Genomic DNA, 20316 nt, shown 5'->3' with positions numbered 1-20316 from the left:
GAACAATGAAACGGTTTTGGCTGGGCGCTGCTGCCCTGGGCCTCGTCGCGGCAGAAGCCGCGGCGGTGGACTGCGGCAGCCTGCCCCAATGGGAAGAACCCACCGCCTATGTCGGTGGCGACAGCGTTCAACATCTCTCCAACGCCTATACGGCCAACTGGTGGACCCAGGCAGAGGACCCGGCGACCAATTCCGGCACCTGGGATGTGTGGAATTACGACGGTGCCTGCGATGGTTCGTCCAGCGGTAGCAGCTCCAGCTCGTCTTCGAGTTCCTCGTCCAGTTCGTCTTCTTCCAGCTCTTCTTCCGGAGGTTCCGGCAGTTGCGATGCGCCGCAGTATGTCGCCGGCACGGCCTACGCCACCGGGGACCTGGTGCAGAACGCCGGCGGGAAGTTTCGCTGCAATATCGCCGGCTGGTGCTCCTCCGATGCAGCCTGGGCCTACGCACCGGGCGAGGGCGATCACTGGCAGGATGCCTGGACGGGGGTAGGGGACTGCGGAGGCGGCAGCAGCTCCAGCAGCTCTTCCAGCAGCAGTTCCTCGAGCAGTTCTTCCAGCTCCTCTGGCGGTTCCGGTGGCGGTGGCAACAGCGGCCTGCTGCCGGATCACGCGCTGGTGGGCTACTGGCACAATTTTGACAACGGTTCCGGCCTCTACCGTATCAGCGAGGTGTCCGATGTCTGGGACGTGATCGTGGTGGCCTTCGCCGACGATGCCGGCAACGGCAATGTGGCCTTCAACCTGGACCCGGGCCTCGACAAGCAGCAGTTTATTGACGATATCGCCGCCAAGCGGGCCGAGGGCAAGATCGTTGTGGTGTCCTTCGGCGGCGAGACCGGTACCGTGACCCTGGACACCCCGGAACATGTCGACAACTTCGTCAGCAGCACCGCGGCGATGATCGACGAGTACGGCTTCGACGGTATCGATATCGACCTGGAATCCGGGGCCGGCGTCATGCACGGCGCGCCGGTGGTGCAGAACCTGGTGGATGCGGTCAAACGCCTGAAGCAGCAGTACCCGGATATGTACCTGTCCATGGCGCCGGAGCACCCCTATGTGCAGGGCGGCTACACCAGTTACTCGGGTATCTGGGGCGCCTACCTGCCGATGATCGACCAGTTGCGCAACGAGCTGGATCTGCTGCACGTGCAGCTCTACAACAACGGCGGCCTGTCGACGCCCTACAGCAGCCAGGCCTATCCGGCCGGTTCGGTGGATATGATGGTGGCATCGGCGATGATGCTGATCGAGGGCTTCCCCCTCGGCCGCGGTTCGGCCGGCCACTTCGACGGCCTGGCGCCGGAACAGGTGGGGCTGGGACTGCCGTCCGGGCCCAGTTCCGCCGGCAGCGGCCAGGCGACCACGGCGGATATCAACCGCGCGCTGGACTGCCTCACAGCGCTGACCAACTGCGGCTCACTGACACCGGGCCAGGCCTATCCGGATTTCAACGGCGTCATGACCTGGTCGATCAACTGGGATATGCACGACGGCGGTATCTTCTCGGGGCCGGTGGGTAGCCATGTGCATAACCTCCCGTAGCCGGTAGCGCGATACTGTAAGCGAGGAAACGGGGCCTTTCGGGGCCCCGTTTTTATGCGGAAACAGGCTACACAGGAATCTGTGGGAACCGGCGCGGCCGGTTCCCGATCAGGGGGAGATGCTCAGGCCCGGTCGACGATATCGTCGTGGCCAGCGCGGACGGCGCAGTGGGCGCAGCAGTAGTAATCGCCGCCGGCCTCGGTGCCGTGGCCCAGGATGCGGCAATTGCACTGGGCGCACCTGGGGGCCAGGGCCTCTATCGCACACTCGAAACTATCGAAGGTATGGGATTCATTGCCGATGGTAATCTCCATCGTCTTGTCGTACTGGTTGCCGCAGGTTTCGCACTGGTTCATGGACTGTCTCCGTCGGGCTTTCGGGGCGTGCACTGCGCCGCCGGGTTGGCGTTGCTGTAAAAAAACTCTATCGAAAGCGTAGATGAACTGCCGGTGTTTGGCGGACAGTTCTACACTCAGGGGACATGCAACGAATCCTGAGGTACCAGTCCATGAGTGAACGCGAAGAGAAAACCGCCTACCAGCAAAAGATGGCCGCTCGTTTGAAAGAGTGGAACGCGGAAATCGACAAGCTGCAGGCGAAAGCCGAAGAGGCCGGAACCGATGCCGAAATCAAGTACCGGGACCAACTGAGCGAACTGCGCACCAAGCGTGATGCGCTGCGGGAAAAGCTGAATCACCTGCAGGGCCAGAGCGGCGACGCCTGGGACGAGGTGAAGGCCGGCGTGGAAAGCGCCTGGGGCGAGCTGAAACAGTCCATCGAGCGGGCCCGCGACCGGATGCGCTGAGCTTTATCGGGAATCGATCGGCTCCGGGGTAGATGGGCAGGGGAGCGCAGCGACGTGCCCATCCCCCCCTTCTACGCCAAATCCGCCTGGTGTCACTTCGGTCAGAGATCGATCCGCAGCGACAGGTCGATGGCGCGCAGGTGCTTGGTCAGGCTGCCGGAGGAGATGTAGTCCACGTCCAGTCCGGCCAGTTGTTGCAGGCGCTGCCGGTCGACGCTGCCGGAAATCTCGATCTTCGCCCGGCCGCGGGCCAGGTCCAGCGCGGCGCGGGTGTCCGCATCGCTGAACTCGTCCAGCATGATCACCTCGGCACCGCCGTCCAGCGCCTGCCGCAGTTCCTCCAGGCTTTCCACCTCCACTTCCACCAGGGCTTCCGGCGCGATCCGGCGCGCCTGTTCGATGGCGCTGCCGATACCGCCGGCCGCGGCGATATGGTTTTCCTTGATCAGGAAGGCGTCGTAGAGACCGATGCGGTGGTTGTGGCAGCCGCCGCAGAGCACCGCGTATTTCTGCGCGCTCCGCAGGCCCGGAATTGTCTTGCGGGTATCCAGTATGCGGATATCGGTACCGGCGGTGCGGGCCGCGAATGCCGCCGCAGTGGTGGCGGTGCCGGAGAGTGTCTGGAGGAAATTCAGCGCCGTGCGCTCGCCGGTGAGGATGGCGCGGGCGTTGCCGGCCAGCTCGAACAGTACCGTATCGGCTTTTACCTGTTCGCCGTCCTCGCAGTGCCAGGTCAGTTGCAGCGCCGGATCGAGCTGGCGGAAGACCTCGTCGACCCAGGCGCGACCGCAGACGGTGCAGTCCTCCCGGGTAATCACCCGCGCCCGCGCGTCCCGCGCGGCGGGAATCAGCTGAGCGGTGATATCGCCGCTGCCCAGGTCCTCGGCCAGCGCGGTGCGCACGGCGCGCTGCAGGTCGGGGATGATATCGGGAATGGCGGTGTCCTGTGGTTGCATGGCGGGGACCTCTTTTGTGGAGGCGGCAGTCTACCAAAAGTCAGCGATTTTCGATTGCGGCTGTTGGCGCTGTCATGGCAATCGGCAGTCGGCGCAGGGGTAGCGGCGGCCTGTTCGGTTGGGGGCTGTGACAAGCGTCTCAAATCCGTCTGTCGAAGTTGCCAAGGTGTACCGATGAGTCCGAAAATGTTCATTCATGGGTAGAATCTCTGCAGCGCAATCCATCGCTGCGGCAGTACTCAGAACAGTCGGTTACCGCGGCGCGCCCGGTCGCGCTCTCTCCAGGCTATCAACAGCGCAGGGGCCGGATAGGCACCCAAAAGGCGATCAGAAAATGAACGACTCCAGCAAGGTGGTTTCGCTGACGGAAAAAGGCGTCGGTGGACAGGGTGGCTCCGCACGCAAGTCCATGCCGCTGGCATCGGCAGTGGTGACGCTGCGGGAGAAGGCGCGCAGCCAGTTGCAGGAGCAGTTCAAGCAGCTGTTCGGCAAGGTGGACGACTCGCTCTTCTCCATGGCGGAGCGGGCCCACGGCCAGGAGGAGCAGGACGGCCTCTTCCAGGCGTTGCGCCTGCTGCGGGTGGAGCGGCGCAATATCACCGGGCGCTTTGGCGGCAATATCGATGAAGCCTTCCAGGTACAGCCTCAGGAAACCGACGATGAAGAGGCGTTTGCCTCCGACAACCTCTCGCTGGTCCACAACGACGATCTCGAACAGCTGGTGGCCGCCGATAGCATGGTCGCCAATGCCAAGCGCGATTTTGCCGAGCCGATCACCGAACTGGGCCTGCGCCTCGATACCCTCTACTCCGTCAAGATCTACGACAAGAACAACCCCCTCGGCCCCGATGCCATCTGCGACGCCTTTGTCGAGGCCATCCGCCCGCTGGATATCCATATCCGTGCCCGCCTGGTGCTGCTGAAGAAGTTCGAGCAGGTGGTGATGCTGAACCTGAAAGATTTCTACGAGCAGTGCAATCACCTGCTGGTGGAGCAGGGGGTGTTGCCATCATTGCGAGAACAGCGCCGCGTTGCCCGCCAGCGCCCGGTCCAGCGCTCCGCGCCCGGTACATCCCGGCCCACTACCGGAGCGCCCCGGGAGTCCGGCGGCGCGGCCGCAGGCCCTTCTGTGGAGCAGGGCGTTCCCCAGTCGATGGGCCCGGCGGGCGGGCAGGCCGCGGGGAGCGGCAATTTTTCCCCGGGACTGCTGCCGGCCACTGCCGGCCTGGCCCCCATGCCGGCGGGCGATCTGCTGGGGCACCTGGGTGAGCTGCAGCAGAATGTCGATTACCCGGAGGGTGGCGACATCCAGTTGCTGAACGTGGGCAGCCTGTTGCAGCAGCGCCTGGTGGAATCCAACCAGTCCGCATCACTGACCAAGGTGGACAGTGACATCATCAAGCTGGTGGAGATGCTGTTTTCGTTCATTCTGGAGGATCGCAATCTCGCCGAGCCGATCAAGTCGCAGCTGGGTCGCATGCAGTTGCCGCTGCTGAAAGTGGCCATCGCCGACAAGTCCTTCTTCAGCAAGGGCGGCCACCCGGCGCGCAAGTTGCTCAACGAGCTGGCCGATGCCACCACCGGCTGGCAGGCCGGCGAAGACTACGAATCCGATCCCCTGTACAGCGAAGTCAGCCAGGTGGTCGACCAGGTGCTGAGCGAGTTCGACCGCGATGTAGATATCTTCGCGACGCTGCTGGAGCGCTTCCGCCAGTTCATGGCCCGCGAGCGCAAGCGCGCCGAGATGCTCGAACGCCGCGTGGTGGATGAGGCGGATGGCCGCGCCAGGACCCAGGCCGCGAGGGCGCGCGTGGCAGCGGTGATGGATGCACTGATCGCCGAACGCGAGCTGCCCCAGGTAGTGCAGGACTGGCTGCACAAAGTCTGGAACAACAAGCTGTTCCTGACCTGTGTCAAAGAGGGCACCGAGAGCGATGCCTGGAGCCGCGATGTTCGTACCGCGCGCGATCTGGTGTGGAGTGTTCAGGCGCCGATGCCCGACAGCCGCCAGCAACTGCTGGCTCTGCTGCCGGCGCTGCAGGAGCGCCTGCGCGCCGGTGTCGAGTCGGTATCCCTGAACCCGTTCGAGGCCCGCGGCCTCTTCGCCGGACTGAAAGAGATCTATCGCGAGCGCTTTGCACTGGCGCAGAAGCTCGCCGCCGAACGCGAGCAAGGGGCCCGAGAGCAGCTGGAGCAGGAGCACCGCAACGCTGAGTCCGCCGCTGAGAGTGAGACCGCCACAGCGGAAACGGCCGAACAGTCACAGGAGGCTGTGGAAGAGGCCTCCCTGCCGCAGATGGAAGAGCTGGAGCAGGCCGTTGCCGAAGCCGAGTTGGCGCCGCAGGCGGAGCCGGAAGAGGAGGGGCTCGGGGAAATGCCGGAAAGCGATCCCCACTGGCAGATGACCTTCCGTCTCGCGCAGGGCAGCTGGTTCGAACTCAAACGCTCCGATGAAGAGCAGTTCCGCTGCCGCCTGGCCGCAGTGATCAAGGATATCGACCAGTTTATTTTCGTGAACCGCAACGGTGCCAAGGTGGCCGAATTCTCGCGCCTGGAACTGGCCCATGCGCTGCGAGGTGCGCAACTGATGCCGCTGGACGACGGTATGCTGTTTGAACGTGCGCTGCAGTCGGTGATCGGCAATGTGCGCAAGAAGCGCGGTGAGAGGAGCTGATTCGCCACTCCTCCCCCACTTCCATAGAATGGTCTCCAGTCGTACTGGAGAATGCCTAGTGAAATACCAATCGGAATCCGGCTGGTTGTCCGGCGCCCGCCGGCTGCCCAGCCCGCACTGCAACAGTCGGCCGGAGGGGTGCCCGGTGGACCTGCTGGTGATCCACTGTATCAGCCTGCCGCCGGGGGAGTACGGCGGCTCCCATATCGACGACTTCTTTCTCGGCCAACTGGATATCGATGCCCATCCGTATTTTGCCGAAATCGCTGCGCTGCGGGTTTCCGCACATTTCCTGATCGACCGCAACGGGCGCGTGACCCAGTATGTGCCGCTCGACCGCCGCGCCTGGCACGCGGGCAAATCCGAATTTTGCGGTCGCGGCAACTGCAACGATTTTTCCATCGGTATCGAGCTGGAAGGGCTGGATACCGATTCCTATACCGATGCCCAGTACCGTGCGCTGGCGGAAGTGACCGCAGCCATCCGGGCGGAATACCCGCAGATCAGCAGGGACAGGATCACCGGCCATTCGGATATCGCCCCCGGCCGCAAACTGGACCCCGGCCCCGACTTTGACTGGCAGCGCTACCTGGCGCTACTGGATGAAGTGGCTGCTGAGTAGTTGGTCAGGTGTCGGTTCGCTGTGCCCGGCCCCGCGCCCATCTTCCCCCTCCGCGCCAGTGGCGTTATTCTCTCTGTTGGAGAGATTGAACGAGAATAACTATGGCACTTCTGACAGTGTTGCTGGCGTTGGGATTGGTGCAGATATGGGGGTCCGGTGCGCCGCTGCACCGGGACAAGTGGTTCTACGCCTGGCGACAGCATCTGGCGCAGCGGCCCAGGCTGCGGGATAACGCCGGCCTTCTGCTGGGGGCGACGGTGTTGCCGCCGGTGCTGCTTGCGGCGATATTGATGGTGCTGGCCGAGGCCTCCCTGGGCTGGTTCGGCTCGCTGCTGGTGGCTGTGCCACTGCTGCTCTACTGCCTCGGTCGCGGCAATTTCAACGAGATTCTGTCGAGCTATCTGCGCAACTGGTACCAGGGCGACCTGGATGCCGCGCGGCAGGCCGCGGCGCCACTGTTGCCGGAGTCCGGCGAGGCGCGCGATTCCCGGCAATTGCACGAAGAGGTTTTCCGCGGTGCCGCCTATCGCGCCTTCGAACGCCTTTTCGCGGTGCTTTTCTGGTTCCTGTTGCTGGGTATCCCCGGTGCGCTGCTCTACCGCCTGAGCGCCCTCTACGCCGCGCGGCAGACGCAGGATGCGACCGCGTCGCGCTGGCTGTGGCTACTGGAGTGGCTGCCGGTGCGCGCGACGGGGTTTACCTTCGCGATTGTGGGCAACTTCGCCGGCTGCTATCGAGCCTGGCGCCAGTGCCTGATGTGTCGCGAGCGCAGTACGTCCAAAGTGCTGGAAGATTACCTGGAGGGCGCTCTGGGCGGTATCGATGCCAGCGAGTGCAGCGTCGGCCTGGAGGTGGGCGAGGGGCAGCGCATCTGTGGCGCGCAGCTCGAGGGCCTGCAGGCCCTGTTGTCCCGCGCACTCTTGTTGTGGATCACGGCCATGGCGCTGGCGATCCTGTTCGACTTTTAGGCGTCTGGTACGCTTGTAGTATAAAAATGGTGAGCTGGCGCTAAATTTGGAATTCTGTTCCAGTTCGTTGCTTGACTTGGTCGCACCCTGTCCGGATATTGCCCTCACTGAAAATAATATTCATCGGCGGAAATCCTCGATGCAAGTAGAGACGATGGAATCTCCACAAGAGCCGGGCGCGGACTCCGGCGAAGGCTTCAACGCAGCCGCCCTGGTCGCCGGTCTGCGTACCTACTTTCGCAGCGGCACCACCGCGGAACGGGGCTGGCGCCGCCAGCAGCTGGGCCAACTGCGCAAGATGCTCTCCGACAATGAAGACCGGTTCCTGCAGGCCCTGCAGCGGGATCTCCACAAGCCGCCGCAGGAAGGTTTCATGACCGAGGTCTCCGCAACCTGCGGCGACATCGATCACGCCCTCAAACACCTGAAAAAGTGGACGCGCCCGCGCCGCGCGTCCACGCCCGTCGTCGCCCAGCCGGGCAAGAGCTACGTGTTGCCGGAACCCCTCGGCGTGGTGCTGATCATCGGCGCCTGGAACTATCCGCTGCAGCTGCTGCTGTCGCCGCTGGTAGCGGCCATTGCCGCCGGCAATTGCGCGGTGCTGAAGCCCTCGGAGCTGGCACCGGCCACATCGCGGCTGGTGGCGGAACTGCTGCCGCGCTACCTGGATCGGGATGCCTTTGCCATTGTCGAGGGCGCGGTGCCGGAAACCACCGCGCTGCTGGAGCAGCGCTGGGACCATATCCTCTACACCGGCGGCGGCCGCGTAGGCAAGATCGTGATGGCCGCGGCGGCGAGACAACTGACGCCCGTGACCCTGGAACTGGGTGGCAAGAGCCCCTGTATCGTCGCCGAGGACGCGGATATCGAAGTGGCGGCTCGGCGCATCGCCTGGGGAAAGTTCACCAATGCCGGCCAGACCTGTATCGCCCCGGACTACCTGCTCTGCACCCGGGCTACGGCCGAGCGGCTGGTGCCGGCGATCGAGAGGGCCACCCGCGCCATGTTCGGCGACCGGCCGCGGGAGTCGAAGGACTATGGACGCATCGTCAACAGCCGCCACGCGCAGCGCATCGCCGACTATATCGGCGATGGCGAGGTGGTATTCGGTGGCGAGACCGATGTCGACAACCGCTATATCGCGCCCACGCTGCTGCGCGAGGTGGGCCTGGAAACCGCGGTGATGCAGGAGGAAATTTTCGGTCCGCTGCTGCCGGTGATAGAGCTGGACGATTTCAGCCGGGTAGAGCAGTTTGTCAACGACCGGGAAAAGCCGCTGGCGCTCTACGTCTTTACGCAGAATGACGCCACCGCCAATCGCATCCTGGCGCGCTGCAGTTCCGGCAACGCCTGCGTCAACGACTGCATGATGTTCATGGCCGCGCACGAATTGCCGTTCGGCGGCGTCGGCCCCAGCGGTATGGGCGCCTACCACGGCGAGCACGGTTTCCGCACCTTCAGCCACTACAAGGCGGTGATGAAACGCAGTTACCTGTTCGACCTGGACCTGCGCTATGCACCGTTTTCTGCGCGCAAGTTCAAGCTGTTGCGGCTGCTGCGCTGAAACGATTCCGTTCCCTCCTTCATAACCGGGATGCCAGCAACGAGGCGTTGACGCCGCCAAACCCGAAGGCATTGCAGAGGGCGTGCCGTGTCGGCTGGATACGGCGGGTTCCGGGCACCAGGTCCAGGTCCTCCAGTTCGCTGTCTGCGCAATCCAGGTTCAGGGTTGGCGGCAGTGCGCCTTCGCGCACGGCCATTGCCGTGAATACCGCCTCGATCCCGCCCGCGGCGCCGAGCAGGTGGCCGGTGGCGGATTTGGTGGCAGAAACCGGGATACCCGGCAAGTGGTGCCCGAACACATGGCGCAGGGCGGCAATCTCGGCCCGGTCGCCCACCGGGGTCGATGTGGCGTGCGCATTGATGTAGCCGATATCCTGCGGCGCAAGCCCGGCTGACGAGAGGGCCCGGTGGATAGCTGCGGCCGCACCGGCGCCGTCGTCCGGACCGGCGGTAATATGATGGGCATCAGCACTGGTGCCGTAACCGCCGATCGTGGCCAGCGGCGTGGCGCCCCGATTGAGCGCGTGCTCCTGCGTTTCGATCACCAGTATCCCGGCACCTTCCCCCATGACGAAGCCGTCCCGGTCCCGGTCGAAGGGGCGCGATGCCCGAACCGGGTCGCGGTCATTGGTGGAGACCGCTTTCATGGCGTGGAAACTGGCCAGGGAAAGCGGGTCGACACAGCCCTCGGCACCGCCGACCAGGGCCACCTCGACCTCACCGCTGCGGATCATGCGCATACCGTCGCCGATCGCCTGTAGCCCCGCGGCGCAAGCCGTCACCGGACAACCGATGGGGCCCCTGAACCCGTGTCGGATCGAAAGCTGGCCCGCGGCCAGATTGGCGAGGAACGCCGGTACCGTAAAAGGAGAGAGGCGCCGGTGGCCCCGTTCGTGCAGGGTCTGTTGTGCCGCGGTGATGGTCGGGAAACCGCCGATTCCGCTGCCCACTATCGTCGCTGTGCCCTGCCGTTCGCTCCCGGTCCGGGGTTGCCAGCCGGACTGTGCCAGGGCCTCTTCCGCGGCGGCCAGGGCATACAGTGTAAAGCGGTCCAGCTTGCGTCGCTCTTTGGCGCTTACCAGCGCTTCGCTGTCGATCCCGGCTTCCGGGTCGCTGTGCCGGTCCGGAACCATTCCCGCCAGGCGCACGGGAAAGCTGGTCGTATCGAAGTGCTCGATGGTGCCGATACCGGATTCGCCGGCACACAGTCGCCGCCAGACAGTATCGACGCCACAGCCCAGGGGGCAGGCGATCCCCATTCCGGTGATCACGATCGGCGAGTGCATAACAACCTCCAGAGACATGTAGACAAAGCAATCGGGGGAGCAGAGGCAAATTACGCGCAGCTAATATATGATCAAGGTAATATTTTCCGGGGCGGGGCTCCGCGAATGCGTGGTTGCCCCGGAGTTGCCTGTTGCAGGGGAGGAAACGGTGCCCTACTCAAAAAAACACAAGCTGCGTAGCAAAAGTCGCATCATGCACTCGGCAACGGAGCTTTTCTGTCGCCACGGCTTTGACAGGGTATCGATAGGCCAGATCATGGAAGTGGCGAAAATGACCCACGGTGCCTTCTACAACCACTTTGAATCCAAGGAGGCGCTGTTCAGCGCTTCTTTCCTGGAGAGCTTCAGGCGCGGTCCCGTGAGCCGCCTGGCCAAAGCCCCGTTTTCGATCAAGCACCTGGCAGCGCTGGCCACGGACTATCTGAGTTTGCGCGCATTCAGGGACCGGCGGGATCCCGGCCCCGAAGCCGTGCTGTTCAACGAGATTGGCAGCGAAAGGCCCGGAATCCGGAAACTCTATGAAGAAGCCTACGAGCGAATGAAAAAAATGCTGGAGGTGCGCATCACGGCCCTGGGGCGGCTGGGCAAGCTGCCTTTTGCCGTGAACCGCGACATCGCTGCAGACCGGGCTCGCAGCATCATCGCCGCGATGGTAGGCGCAGTGGCAGTGGCGAGAAGCATTACCGATCCGCGGGAGCAGCATCTGGTATTGTTGGCGGCACAGCGACAGATCCTGGCCATGCTCGGAGTCAGTGAGTCAGCGTATGATCCGGCAAGGATAGCTGGGTGACCGCATCCGGTTGAAGCAATTGCGGAACCGATAATGACAATGCCCCGCTGCCATTGAGCAGATGCGACCGGGAGAGACCTGCAAGACACCATGCCAACTGAAAACAACGATCTACCCTCCAGCGCGGAAGTGCTGTCCGCGGCACAGAACATCGCCGGCCTTGTACACCGCACCCCGCTGATCCGCAGCCGCCAGCTCGACGAACGGACAGGGGCGTCGCTGCACTTCAAGTGTGAGCACCTGCAGAAAGTGGGTGCTTTCAAGGCCCGCGGCGCCGGCAATGCGCTGCGCCTGCTGCCCCCGGACACGGCGATGGTGGCCACCCACTCATCCGGCAATCACGGCGCGGCACTGGCCTGGGCGGCGGTCGAACGGGGGCTCGCCTGTACGGTGGTGATGCCGGAAACAGCGCCTGTGGCCAAGCGCGCTGCGGTGGCATCCTACGGTGCGGAAATAGTGCTCTGTGGCCCGACCCTCCGGGATCGCGAAACCGCCCTGCAGAAAGTGGTGGGGGAGAAGGGCGCGCACGTGGTACCGCCGTTCGACGACCGCCGTATCATTGCCGGCCAGGGCACTGTGGCGCTGGAAATACTGCAGCAGTGCCGCGAGGAGGGGTTTACACCGGATATCGTGGTGGCGCCGGTGGGCGGTGGCGGCCTGCTGGCCGGCATCGGGCTGGCGCTGGCAGCGCTGGCGCCGGACGCGATCGTGCTGGGGGCGGAACCGGCCGGCGCCGACGACGCGCAGCGCTCGCTGCGCGGCGGTATACATATTACCGAGCAGCACCCTGATACCATTGCCGACGGCCTGAGGACTACCCTCGGCCGCAGGAACTACGCCGTCATCCGGCGCACGGTCAGGGATATCGTCACCGTCTCCGAGGGCGCGATTGTCGATGCCCTGGAGCTGCTGTGGACGCGCACCAAACAGTTGGTGGAACCGTCGGCGGCCGTGAGCCTGGCGGCGGTGCTGGAGCACGGGGCGCGTTTTCGCGACAAACGGGTTGTCGCTGTACTGACCGGTGGCAATATGGATCTGGGGCGGGTGTCCGACCTGCTGGGGAAACGGGGTGGCGGGGAACGAAGCTAGTGGTCCATGCGGTAAACTCTGTAACACTATCTCTTCGCCACAGGCCCCAGTGCTGCGTTGAAAAAGCTTGAATTAGCGCTGCTAGTCCTGCGCTTTTTCGCCTTGCCCTGGAACCTGTGGCTGTGAGCTAGAGTCACCGAATTTACCGCATGAACCACTAGTGCAATGTGTTCTTACATCGGGCTGCTAAACTGGAGGCTGCCGCGGTCGGGGCTGGAAGGGTAGGCGTGATCACCGCCATCGGTTCTACCGGCGGCTTTTCCAGAAAAACAAGGAATTGACAGGGCAGCATGCAGGAACAGACACTTACCTGGGGACAGGCACTGCGGATTTACCTGAAACCCCGCGTGCTGGTCATGTTCTTTCTCGGCTTTTCCGCCGGGTTGCCCTATCTGCTGGTTTTTACCACCCTCACCGCCTGGCTGCGCGACTACGGCGTAAGCCGCACCGCCATCGGTTTCTTTGCCTGGGTGGGTATCACCTATTCGATCAAGGTCTTGTGGGCGCCCGTTATCGATACGGTGCGTCTGCCGCTGCTGACCCGCTGGCTGGGCAAACGCCGTAGCTGGATGCTGGTGGCGCAGCTGGGCATCGCCGCGGGCCTGTTCGGCCTGTCCCAGGTCAACCCACAGCTGGCTCTGACTCAGGTGGCGCTGCTGTGCCTGTGGGTCGCCTTCTCGTCGGCGACCCAGGATGTGGTGATCGATGCCTATCGTATCGAAGCCGTGTTGCCGGAGTATCAGGGCGCCATGGCCGCCAACTATATCGCCGGCTATCGGGTGGCCCTGCTGGTGGCCGGCGCCGGTGCCCTGTATGTCGCCGAGTGGGGCAACTGGTCGATATCCTACATGAGTATGGCGATGCTGATGGGGGTGGGTATCATCGCCACGCTGCTGATCGCCGAGCCGGACCACGCCAGGGTCAAGCGGGAGGCGGAGGTCTTTCAGCACGCCTGGGTCGACCGGGTACTGGGTGGCGGCGACCACAGCCGCCTGTGGGAGTGGTTCGTGCGCGCCGTCTGCTGCCCGTTTCTCGAGTTCTTCCAGCGCAACGGTCGCTTTGCACTGGTGTTGCTGCTGTTTGTGGGTATCTTTCGCCTCAGCGATATTGCCATGGGTATCATGGCCTATCCGTTCTACCTGGATCTCGGTTTCAGCAAGACGGATATCGCAGAGATCGGCAAGATATTCGGCTTCTTCTGTACCGTGGCGGGCGCCTATCTGGGCGGCGTGATAGTGCTGCGCTACGGCATACTGCGCCCGCTGATCGTGGGGGCGGCGATGGCTGCGGCCACCAACCTGCTGTTTGCCCACCTGGCCCAGGTGGGGCCGGACCGGGCCTGGCTGGCGGTGGTGATCAGCGCGGACAATATCAGCGGCGGCTTCGCCAACGCCGTGTTTATCGCCTATATCTCGAGCCTCACCAACCAGGCCTATACCGCCACCCAGTACGCGCTGTTCAATTCACTGATGACGCTGCCGGGCAAATTCATCAGCGGTTTCTCCGGTATGGTGGTGGATGCCCAGGGCTACTCTGTGTATTTCATCTATGTGGCCATCATCGGCACCCCCGCGATCCTGCTGGCCATCTACCTCTGGTGGCGGGACAAGCGTACGGGAGAGTCAGGGGCCGGACCCGGCTGATGGCGGGAACCGGGCGGTCACGGTTGCCAGCGGTACTTCCCCATATCCACGCGTCCCTTGATCAACGCGATTCCCTCGCACTCCAGTCGTTCTCTCTGGCGCTGTGCGCGGGGTTCCGGCAGGGAAATACGCCCCTGGGCGTTGATCACGCGGTGCCAGGGCAGTTTCGTGTCCCCGGGTAGCCTGCGCAGCACCTGACCGGCGAGACGCGCCGCGCGGGGGTAGCCGGCCATCTCCGCCAGGTCGCCGTAGGTGACTACCTGCCCGCGGGGGATTTCTGCCAGTACACGACAGAACCTCGATATGGCATCATTGTCCCGATTGTAAGTTCCCACCGTTAAATCCGCTGTCTAATAAAATCCAAGGTTGTTTTCGTGGTACGTGCCTTCCGACAAATCGTCAATATTCTGCTGCTTTTTACCGCTTTTGTCCCCCTGTCGGCAACGGCCGGTGTTCTGACGCTGGCCAACGGCGACCGGGTGCACGGCGAGCTGGTGCTGGTGGAGCGGAACCATGTGGTGTGGGCTTCGGAAACCTTCGGCGAGGTGACCATCGCCAAGGACCAGATCCTCTCCCTGGATACCGATGTGGACCTGAAGATCGCCGGCCGTGAGGGCCCCTGTACACTGGCCGGCCATCGCCGCGAGCAGTGGGAACTCTACTGTGACGAGGGGTCCGGCTGGGTGATGGATTTCCCGGCGGTCGACCGCGCCGAGCCCTATATCGATTTTGTCGGCAACCCGGTGGTATTCCATGGCAATGTAAGTGCCGGCGGCGATTTCGAGCACGGCAACCGGGAGCGCGAGGACCTGGATATCAATGCCAACCTGGATATCCGCAACGGGGATTTCCATCACCTGATCAACGCGCTCTACCAGAACCAGACCAATCCGGAAGTGGAATCGCTGGAGAAGTACCGTCTCGGTTACGATCTGCGCTGGGTCTTTGCGGAAAAGTGGTTCGCTGCGGCCAACAGTTCGTTTCTGCATGAAGAGGCCAGAAACCTGGATATGGGCACCACGCTCGGCCTGGGCATGGGTTATCTCTTCTACGACACCGATAAAACCGCCTTCTCCATGCAGGGCGGCGTGAGCAGCCTGACCGAGGACTTTATCGATACCGATTTGAGCGAGGCGCAGGACGAGCGCTATGCGGCCGCGCGAATGGCGCTGAACTACCGCTACAAGTTTGATCTGGGCCCGGAGATCTATTTCGACCAGGAGGCACTGCAGTCGATCGACCGCAACGACGATTACCAGGCCAACGCCAAATTCGGTGTGCGCACACCGCTGGTAGAGGGGGTCCTGATGGAAGTGGCCTACGAGTGGCTGTACGACAATACGCCTTCACTGGAAAGTGAGAAGGAAGACACCAAACTGTCGGTGGGAGTCGGCTACCAGTGGTGAGCCAATAACTTCTCCTCTCCCGGGGGGAGAGGGCATCAATAAAAATGGGATGTAGGGCGCACCCTGCGACCAGAGAACAACAGAATTAGCAGATGAGGAGTTCCCATGCAGATTGCCAACAGCATCGTCGCCATTACCGGTGCCGGCCAGGGCCTCGGCCGCGCCATGGCCGAATACCTGGCCGGACGCGGCGCACGCCTGGCGCTGATCGATGTCAATGAAGACGGCCTGAGAGAGAGCGTCGCCGCCTGTGAAAAACACGGTGCTGAAGTGCGCAGCTATGTAATCAACGTCGCCAGCGAAGAAGAGGTGGACGGCGGCTTCGCGCAGATCGCCGCGGACTTTGGCGGCCTGCAGGTGCTGGTCAACAACGCCGGTATCATGCGCGACGGCATGCTACTGAAGGTCAAGGAGGGCAAGGTGACCGATCGCATGTCCCTGTCCCAGTGGCAGTCGGTCATCGATGTGAACCTTACCGGCGTTTTCCTGTGCGGCCGCGCCGCCGCCGCCATCATGGCCGAGAGCGACGACAGCGGTGTAATCGTCAATATTTCCAGCCTGTCCCGCGCCGGCAATATGGGCCAGACCAACTACTCCGCCAGCAAGGCCGGCGTCGCCGCCATGACCGTCACCTGGGCGCGGGAACTGGCTCGCTACGGTGTGCGTGTGGCGGCTATTGCGCCGGGTTTTATCAAGACCGATATGGTCGCGCAGATGCGCGCGGACATTCTCGAGGGGCTGGTGAAGCAGGTACCGCTGCGCCGCCTGGGCCAGCAGGAAGAGATCGCCTCCACGGTTGGCTTTATTCTCGAAAACGACTTTGTTACCGGGCGGGTGCTGGATATCGACGGCGGCGCGCGGATTTAATGGTGAATGCGGAACAGTGCCTGGGCTGGCACTGTTCCGCATTCAGGACACCCGCTGAATCCCCCCCTGCAACTTGTCGGAAAACATCCACTGCCAAAGCTGAATATGCCGCGCGCGGAAGGCGCCGGCGCAGGAGAGCAGGTAGTAGCGCCACATGCGGTAGAAGCGTTGCCCGTACTGCTCGGCAAAGCGCGGCCAGCTCTGCTCGAAGTTCTGGTGCCAGGCCATCAGCGTCTTGTCGTAGTCGCTACCGAAATTGTGCAGGTCCTCGCACACCAGTAGCCTGTCGGCGGCGTCGCCGATCTGGCCGGCGGAGGGCAGGTCGCCGTTGGGGAAGATGTATCGGTCGATCCACGGGTCGGTGGTGCTGCGGCGCAGGTTCTTGCCGATGGTGTGCAGGAGCATCAGGCCGTCTTCTTTCAGGCAGCGCCTGGCCACCTGCATGAAGGTGCGGTGATTCTTGCGCCCCACATGCTCGAACATGCCCACACTGGCGATGCGGTCGAAGGGCTGTTTCAGGCCGCGGTAGTCCTGGAGGTGCACGGTGATCGGCAGGTGGCCGTAGTGCTCGTCGATGTAGGCACTCTGCTCCCTGGACACGGTCACGCCCACACACTCCACGCCGTAGTGCTCGGCGGCGTAGCCCACAAGGCTGCCCCAGCCGCAGCCGATATCCAGCAGGCGCATGCCGGGTTTGAGGCCCAGCTTGCGGCAGATCAGGTCCAGTTTGCCGGTCTGCGCCTGGTCCAGTGTCTCCGCTTCCCGCCAGTAGCCGCAACTGTAGGTCAGGCGCCGGTCCAGCATCGCTTCGTAGAAATCGTTGCCCAGGTCGTAGTGGCGCTCGCCTACCTCGAAGGCGCGCCGCCGGCTCTGCAGGTTGAGCAGGTAGCAGCGCAGGATGCGCCAGGTGTTGCGCCAGGGCTTGATATGGCGGGGGAGATCGGCCTCCAGCAGGCGGCAGAAGAACTGGTCCAGCGCCGGCACATCCCAGTCGCCGCGCATATAGGTTTCGCCGAGACCCAGGCTGTGGCGGGCGACGATTTCGTCCAGCGCCGCTTTCCGGTGTAACCGGAGATCCCAGGGCCGATCGCCGTTGATACGGATATCCGCCTCGGCCAGAATCTCGTCCGCCAAGTGACGGCTGCGGCCGGTGGCCGGTACTTCCATGGTGTCCTGCTGTTCGCTTGCCATGCCAAGCCTCCCTAGCTTGTGTAATGCATCGCTGGCGCCGAGTAGAAAGAGGCGCCTTGAATAATTTGCCACCACCCCTCATTTATTACAGCATATCGAAAATACCCAGTTTCGCCCGTCGCGACAAGCGAATGGCCGCCAAGGAAATCGCCCTATGCGCCCGCTACTACTGTTGTTTATCGTCATCCCCATCCTCGAGATGTGGATCCTGATCGCCGTGGGCAGTGAAATCGGTGCCCTGCCCACCATCGGCCTGGTGCTGTTGACGGCGGTGGTGGGGCTGGCGCTGCTGCGCCGCCAGGGGCTGTCCACGGTGATGCGGGCCCAGCAGAAGATGCAGACCGGCGAACTGCCGGCGCGGGAGATGGCGGAAGGTATCTTCCTGGCCGTGGGCGGTGCGCTGCTGCTGACGCCGGGATTCTTTACCGATGCCCTCGGTTTTGCCTGCCTCATTCCCGGCCTGCGCCAGTTGCTGCTGGGCCGTATCCTGCGCCATGTCACCGTGGTGCAGGGTCCCGGCGGCGTGCCGCCCAGGGGCTCCGACCGGGCGCAGCACCGGGATCGCGATGTGATCGAGGGCGACTTTTCTCATGAAGAGCCCCGCGACCCCGAGCGGCGCCGCGACAAAGATCCCGATCAATAATTGACCACTCTGGCCATCGGATTCCCCGGACGGGGCCCATCTTCACAGTTTTTTTACCTGCCGCTGTTGAAATTCTCCGGCGCGCCCATAGATAGGCTGCACTCACAGTTTTTGCCCCGATTCTGTGAGACAGACCGGGGCGCCAGGACCCGAAGCCCAATGGGCCGAGGATCTTCCACGTTGGAAACCTTAAAACGACTCAATGGAGAGCTTATCCATGAAAATTCGTCCTTTACACGACCGCGTCGTAGTACGCCGTAAGGAAGAAGAAGAGAAGACTGCCGGTGGTATCGTGCTGCCGGGCGCTGCCAAAGAGAAGCCGAACCAGGGCGAAGTCGTAGCCGTGGGCGAGGGCAAGCTGCTGGACAACGGCGATGTGCGCGCCCTGGCCGTGAAGGTCGGCGACTCCGTGGTATTCGGTCGCTACGCCGACAGCAATACCCTCAAGGTGGACGGCGAAGAGCTGATCATCATGAGCGAGAGCGACATCTACGGCGTGCTGGAAGGCTGAACACACAGGCTGCGCCCAAGCTGCGCGCCCCGAGCTGACTAAAAACGCAGATACAGAATTCGAGGAAAAGAATCATGGCAGCAAAAGACGTTAAATTCGGAGACGACGCCCGCCAGAAGATGCTGGCTGGTGTAAACATCCTGGCTGACGCCGTAAAAACCACCCTGGGCCCGAAAGGCCGCAACGTGGTACTGGACAAATCCTTCGGTGCCCCGACCGTCACCAAAGACGGTGTTTCCGTCGCCAAGGAAATCGAGCTGAGCGACAAGTTCGAGAACATGGGCGCGCAGATGGTGAAGGAAGTGGCTTCCAAGGCTTCCGACGTCGCCGGCGACGGCACCACCACCGCTACCGTACTGGCCCAGGCCATCGTCACCGAAGGCCTCAAATCCGTTGCCGCCGGTTTCAACCCGATGGACCTGAAGCGCGGTATCGACAAGGCGGTAACCACCGCCGTCGAGCACATCGCCACCCTGTCCACTCCCTGTGAAGACAGCAAGGCCATCGCCCAGGTAGGCACCATCTCCGCCAACAGCGACTCCAGCGTCGGCACCATCATCGCCGAAGCCATGGAGAAAGTGGGCAAAGAGGGTGTGATCACCGTCGAGGAAGGTTCCGGCCTGGAGAACGAACTGGACGTGGTTGAAGGCATGCAGTTCGATCGCGGCTACCTGTCTCCCTACTTCGTGACCAACCAGGACAACATGACCGCCGAGCTGGACGATCCGTTCATCCTGCTGGTGGACAAGAAGATCTCCAACATCCGCGACCTGCTGCCGCTGCTGGAGCAGGTAGCCAAGGCCTCCAAGCCGCTGCTGATCATCGCCGAAGACATCGAAGGCGAAGCGCTGGCCACCCTGGTGGTCAACAGCATGCGCGGCATCGTGAAAGTGGCCGCCGTCAAGGCACCGGGCTTCGGCGACCGCCGCAAGGCCATGCTGCAGGATATCGCCATCCTCACCGGCGGTACCGTGATCTCGGAAGAAGTCGGCCTGGAACTGGAATCCACCACCCTGGAGCACCTGGGTACCGCCAAGCGTGCCACCCTGTCCAAGGAAAACACCGTGATTGTCGACGGTGCCGGCTCCAACGACGACATCGAAGCGCGCGTCGGCCAGATCCGCACCCAGATCGAAGAGTCTTCCTCCGATTACGACAAAGAGAAACTGCAGGAGCGCGTCGCCAAACTGGCCGGCGGTGTTGCAGTGATCAAGGTTGGCGCCGCCACCGAAGTCGAAATGAAAGAGAAGAAGGCCCGTGTCGAAGACGCCCTGCACGCGACCCGTGCGGCAGTGGAAGAGGGCGTTGTACCTGGCGGTGGCACCGCGCTGGTCCGCGCCGTGCAGAGCCTTTCCGTTTCCGGCGACAACGAAGACCAGAACCACGGCATCGCCGCTGCGCTGCGCGCACTGGAAATGCCGCTGCGTCATATCGTTACCAACGCTGGTGACGAAGCCTCCGTTGTGGTGGACAAGGTCAAGCAGGGCGAAGGCAACTACGGCTACAATGCCGCCAGCGGTGAGTACGGCGACATGCTGGAGATGGGCATCCTGGACCCGGCCAAGGTTACCCGCGCTGCGCTGCAGGCGGCCGCCTCCATCGCCGGCCTGATGATCACCACCGAAGCCATGGTCGCGGAAATCCCGGAAGAGAAGCCGGCCGCGCCCGACATGGGCGGAATGGGTGGCATGGGCGGAATGGGCGGCATGATGTAAGCCGGCCTTTCCTGCCAACCCGGAAAAAGCCCCGCATTTG

At 63.2% G+C, this 20316-nt stretch carries 19 protein-coding genes; 14 read left to right on the top strand and 5 right to left on the bottom strand.

Annotation, left to right across the window (positions count from 1 at the left end; all coding sequences use genetic code 11):
- Window positions 1-5 precede the first annotated feature (5 nt).
- The gene (locus OQE62_RS01630) at window positions 6-1547 is read left to right on the top strand and encodes a glycosyl hydrolase family 18 protein (RefSeq protein WP_265720238.1); all 1542 of its coding nucleotides are present in this window, start codon (window positions 6-8) and stop codon (window positions 1545-1547) included.
- Between the two features lie 122 nt (window positions 1548-1669).
- Here the strand turns inward: OQE62_RS01630 and OQE62_RS01625 are convergent, their stop codons facing one another.
- On the bottom strand, window positions 1670-1903 hold the full coding sequence (locus OQE62_RS01625; RefSeq protein ID WP_265720237.1) for a hypothetical protein: 234 nt from the start codon (window positions 1901-1903) through the stop codon (window positions 1670-1672).
- A gap of 152 nt (window positions 1904-2055) precedes the next feature.
- On the opposite strand from OQE62_RS01625, the gene OQE62_RS01620 reads away from it, so the two are divergent.
- Entirely contained in the window at window positions 2056-2352 is a 297-nt protein-coding gene (locus tag OQE62_RS01620; RefSeq protein WP_265720236.1) for a sll1863 family stress response protein, read from the top strand.
- A gap of 101 nt (window positions 2353-2453) precedes the next feature.
- On the opposite strand, the gene nadC is transcribed toward OQE62_RS01620, so the two are convergent.
- Complete coding sequence (gene nadC, locus OQE62_RS01615; protein WP_265720235.1) at window positions 2454-3308, bottom strand: carboxylating nicotinate-nucleotide diphosphorylase; 855 nt, start codon at window positions 3306-3308, stop codon at window positions 2454-2456.
- Between the two features lie 334 nt (window positions 3309-3642).
- Here nadC and OQE62_RS01610 point away from each other — a divergent pair, with 334 nt between their 5' ends.
- From OQE62_RS01610 to OQE62_RS01595, 4 genes are all read left to right on the top strand, one after another.
- Window positions 3643-5982: a DUF1631 domain-containing protein gene (locus tag OQE62_RS01610; RefSeq protein WP_265720234.1), complete on the top strand. Its 2340-nt coding sequence runs from the start codon at window positions 3643-3645 to the stop codon at window positions 5980-5982.
- A gap of 58 nt (window positions 5983-6040) precedes the next feature.
- Window positions 6041-6604 (top strand): 1,6-anhydro-N-acetylmuramyl-L-alanine amidase AmpD, encoded by a 564-nt coding sequence (gene ampD, locus OQE62_RS01605; RefSeq protein ID WP_265720233.1) that lies wholly within the window; start codon window positions 6041-6043, stop codon window positions 6602-6604.
- Between the two features lie 101 nt (window positions 6605-6705).
- Window positions 6706-7572, top strand: coding sequence for a regulatory signaling modulator protein AmpE (ampE, locus tag OQE62_RS01600; protein ID WP_265720232.1), 867 nt, complete (start codon window positions 6706-6708; stop codon window positions 7570-7572).
- Window positions 7573-7711: 139 nt separating this feature from the next.
- The gene (locus OQE62_RS01595; RefSeq protein WP_265720231.1) at window positions 7712-9136 is read left to right on the top strand and encodes an aldehyde dehydrogenase family protein; all 1425 of its coding nucleotides are present in this window, start codon (window positions 7712-7714) and stop codon (window positions 9134-9136) included.
- Window positions 9137-9155: 19 nt separating this feature from the next.
- On the opposite strand, the gene fabF is transcribed toward OQE62_RS01595, so the two are convergent.
- Window positions 9156-10421 (bottom strand): beta-ketoacyl-ACP synthase II, encoded by a 1266-nt coding sequence (gene fabF, locus OQE62_RS01590; RefSeq protein WP_265720230.1) that lies wholly within the window; start codon window positions 10419-10421, stop codon window positions 9156-9158.
- Window positions 10422-10488: 67 nt separating this feature from the next.
- Between fabF and OQE62_RS01585 the strand changes: the two genes are divergently transcribed.
- The 3 genes from OQE62_RS01585 (at window position 10489) to OQE62_RS01575 (ending at window position 13943) form a co-directional block, all read left to right on the top strand.
- Window positions 10489-11211 carry a TetR/AcrR family transcriptional regulator gene (locus OQE62_RS01585; RefSeq protein WP_265720229.1) on the top strand — a complete coding sequence of 241 codons (723 nt, stop codon included), beginning with the start codon at window positions 10489-10491 and terminating at the stop codon, window positions 11209-11211.
- Between the two features lie 90 nt (window positions 11212-11301).
- On the top strand, window positions 11302-12300 hold the full coding sequence (locus OQE62_RS01580) for a threonine ammonia-lyase (RefSeq protein ID WP_265720228.1): 999 nt from the start codon (window positions 11302-11304) through the stop codon (window positions 12298-12300).
- Window positions 12301-12590: 290 nt separating this feature from the next.
- On the top strand, window positions 12591-13943 hold the full coding sequence (locus OQE62_RS01575) for an AmpG family muropeptide MFS transporter (protein ID WP_265720227.1): 1353 nt from the start codon (window positions 12591-12593) through the stop codon (window positions 13941-13943).
- A 17-nt stretch (window positions 13944-13960) separates the two neighbouring features.
- Here OQE62_RS01575 and OQE62_RS01570 read toward each other — a convergent pair whose 3' ends face one another.
- Window positions 13961-14278, bottom strand: coding sequence for an MGMT family protein (locus OQE62_RS01570; protein WP_265720226.1), 318 nt, complete (start codon window positions 14276-14278; stop codon window positions 13961-13963).
- A 39-nt stretch (window positions 14279-14317) separates the two neighbouring features.
- Between OQE62_RS01570 and OQE62_RS01565 the strand changes: the two genes are divergently transcribed.
- Window positions 14318-15349 (top strand): DUF481 domain-containing protein, encoded by a 1032-nt coding sequence (locus OQE62_RS01565; protein ID WP_265720225.1) that lies wholly within the window; start codon window positions 14318-14320, stop codon window positions 15347-15349.
- Between the two features lie 105 nt (window positions 15350-15454).
- A complete protein-coding gene (locus OQE62_RS01560; RefSeq protein ID WP_265720224.1) occupies window positions 15455-16216 on the top strand; it encodes an SDR family oxidoreductase in 762 nt (253 codons plus the stop codon).
- Between the two features lie 42 nt (window positions 16217-16258).
- Here the strand turns inward: OQE62_RS01560 and cfa are convergent, their stop codons facing one another.
- Window positions 16259-17407 carry a cyclopropane fatty acyl phospholipid synthase gene (gene cfa / locus OQE62_RS01555; protein ID WP_265720223.1) on the bottom strand — a complete coding sequence of 383 codons (1149 nt, stop codon included), beginning with the start codon at window positions 17405-17407 and terminating at the stop codon, window positions 16259-16261.
- 154 nt (window positions 17408-17561) lie between these two features.
- On the opposite strand from cfa, the gene OQE62_RS01550 reads away from it, so the two are divergent.
- The 3 genes from OQE62_RS01550 to groL all read left to right on the top strand — a co-directional run bounded on the left by OQE62_RS01550 (window position 17562) and on the right by groL (window position 20276).
- A complete protein-coding gene (locus OQE62_RS01550; protein WP_265720222.1) occupies window positions 17562-18050 on the top strand; it encodes an FxsA family protein in 489 nt (162 codons plus the stop codon).
- Window positions 18051-18267: 217 nt separating this feature from the next.
- Window positions 18268-18561, top strand: a complete 294-nt coding sequence (locus OQE62_RS01545; RefSeq protein WP_265720221.1) for a co-chaperone GroES — start codon at window positions 18268-18270, stop codon at window positions 18559-18561.
- Between the two features lie 74 nt (window positions 18562-18635).
- Window positions 18636-20276 (top strand): chaperonin GroEL, encoded by a 1641-nt coding sequence (gene groL / locus OQE62_RS01540; protein WP_265720220.1) that lies wholly within the window; start codon window positions 18636-18638, stop codon window positions 20274-20276.
- The last annotated feature ends 40 nt before the right edge of the window (window positions 20277-20316 follow it).

It is taken from the genome of Microbulbifer halophilus, assembly GCF_026183675.1.
Lineage (GTDB): Bacteria > Pseudomonadota > Gammaproteobacteria > Pseudomonadales > Cellvibrionaceae > Microbulbifer > Microbulbifer halophilus.
The sequence above is the reverse complement of the archived record's forward strand: the minus strand, read 5'-3'. Positions and strand labels throughout refer to the sequence as shown.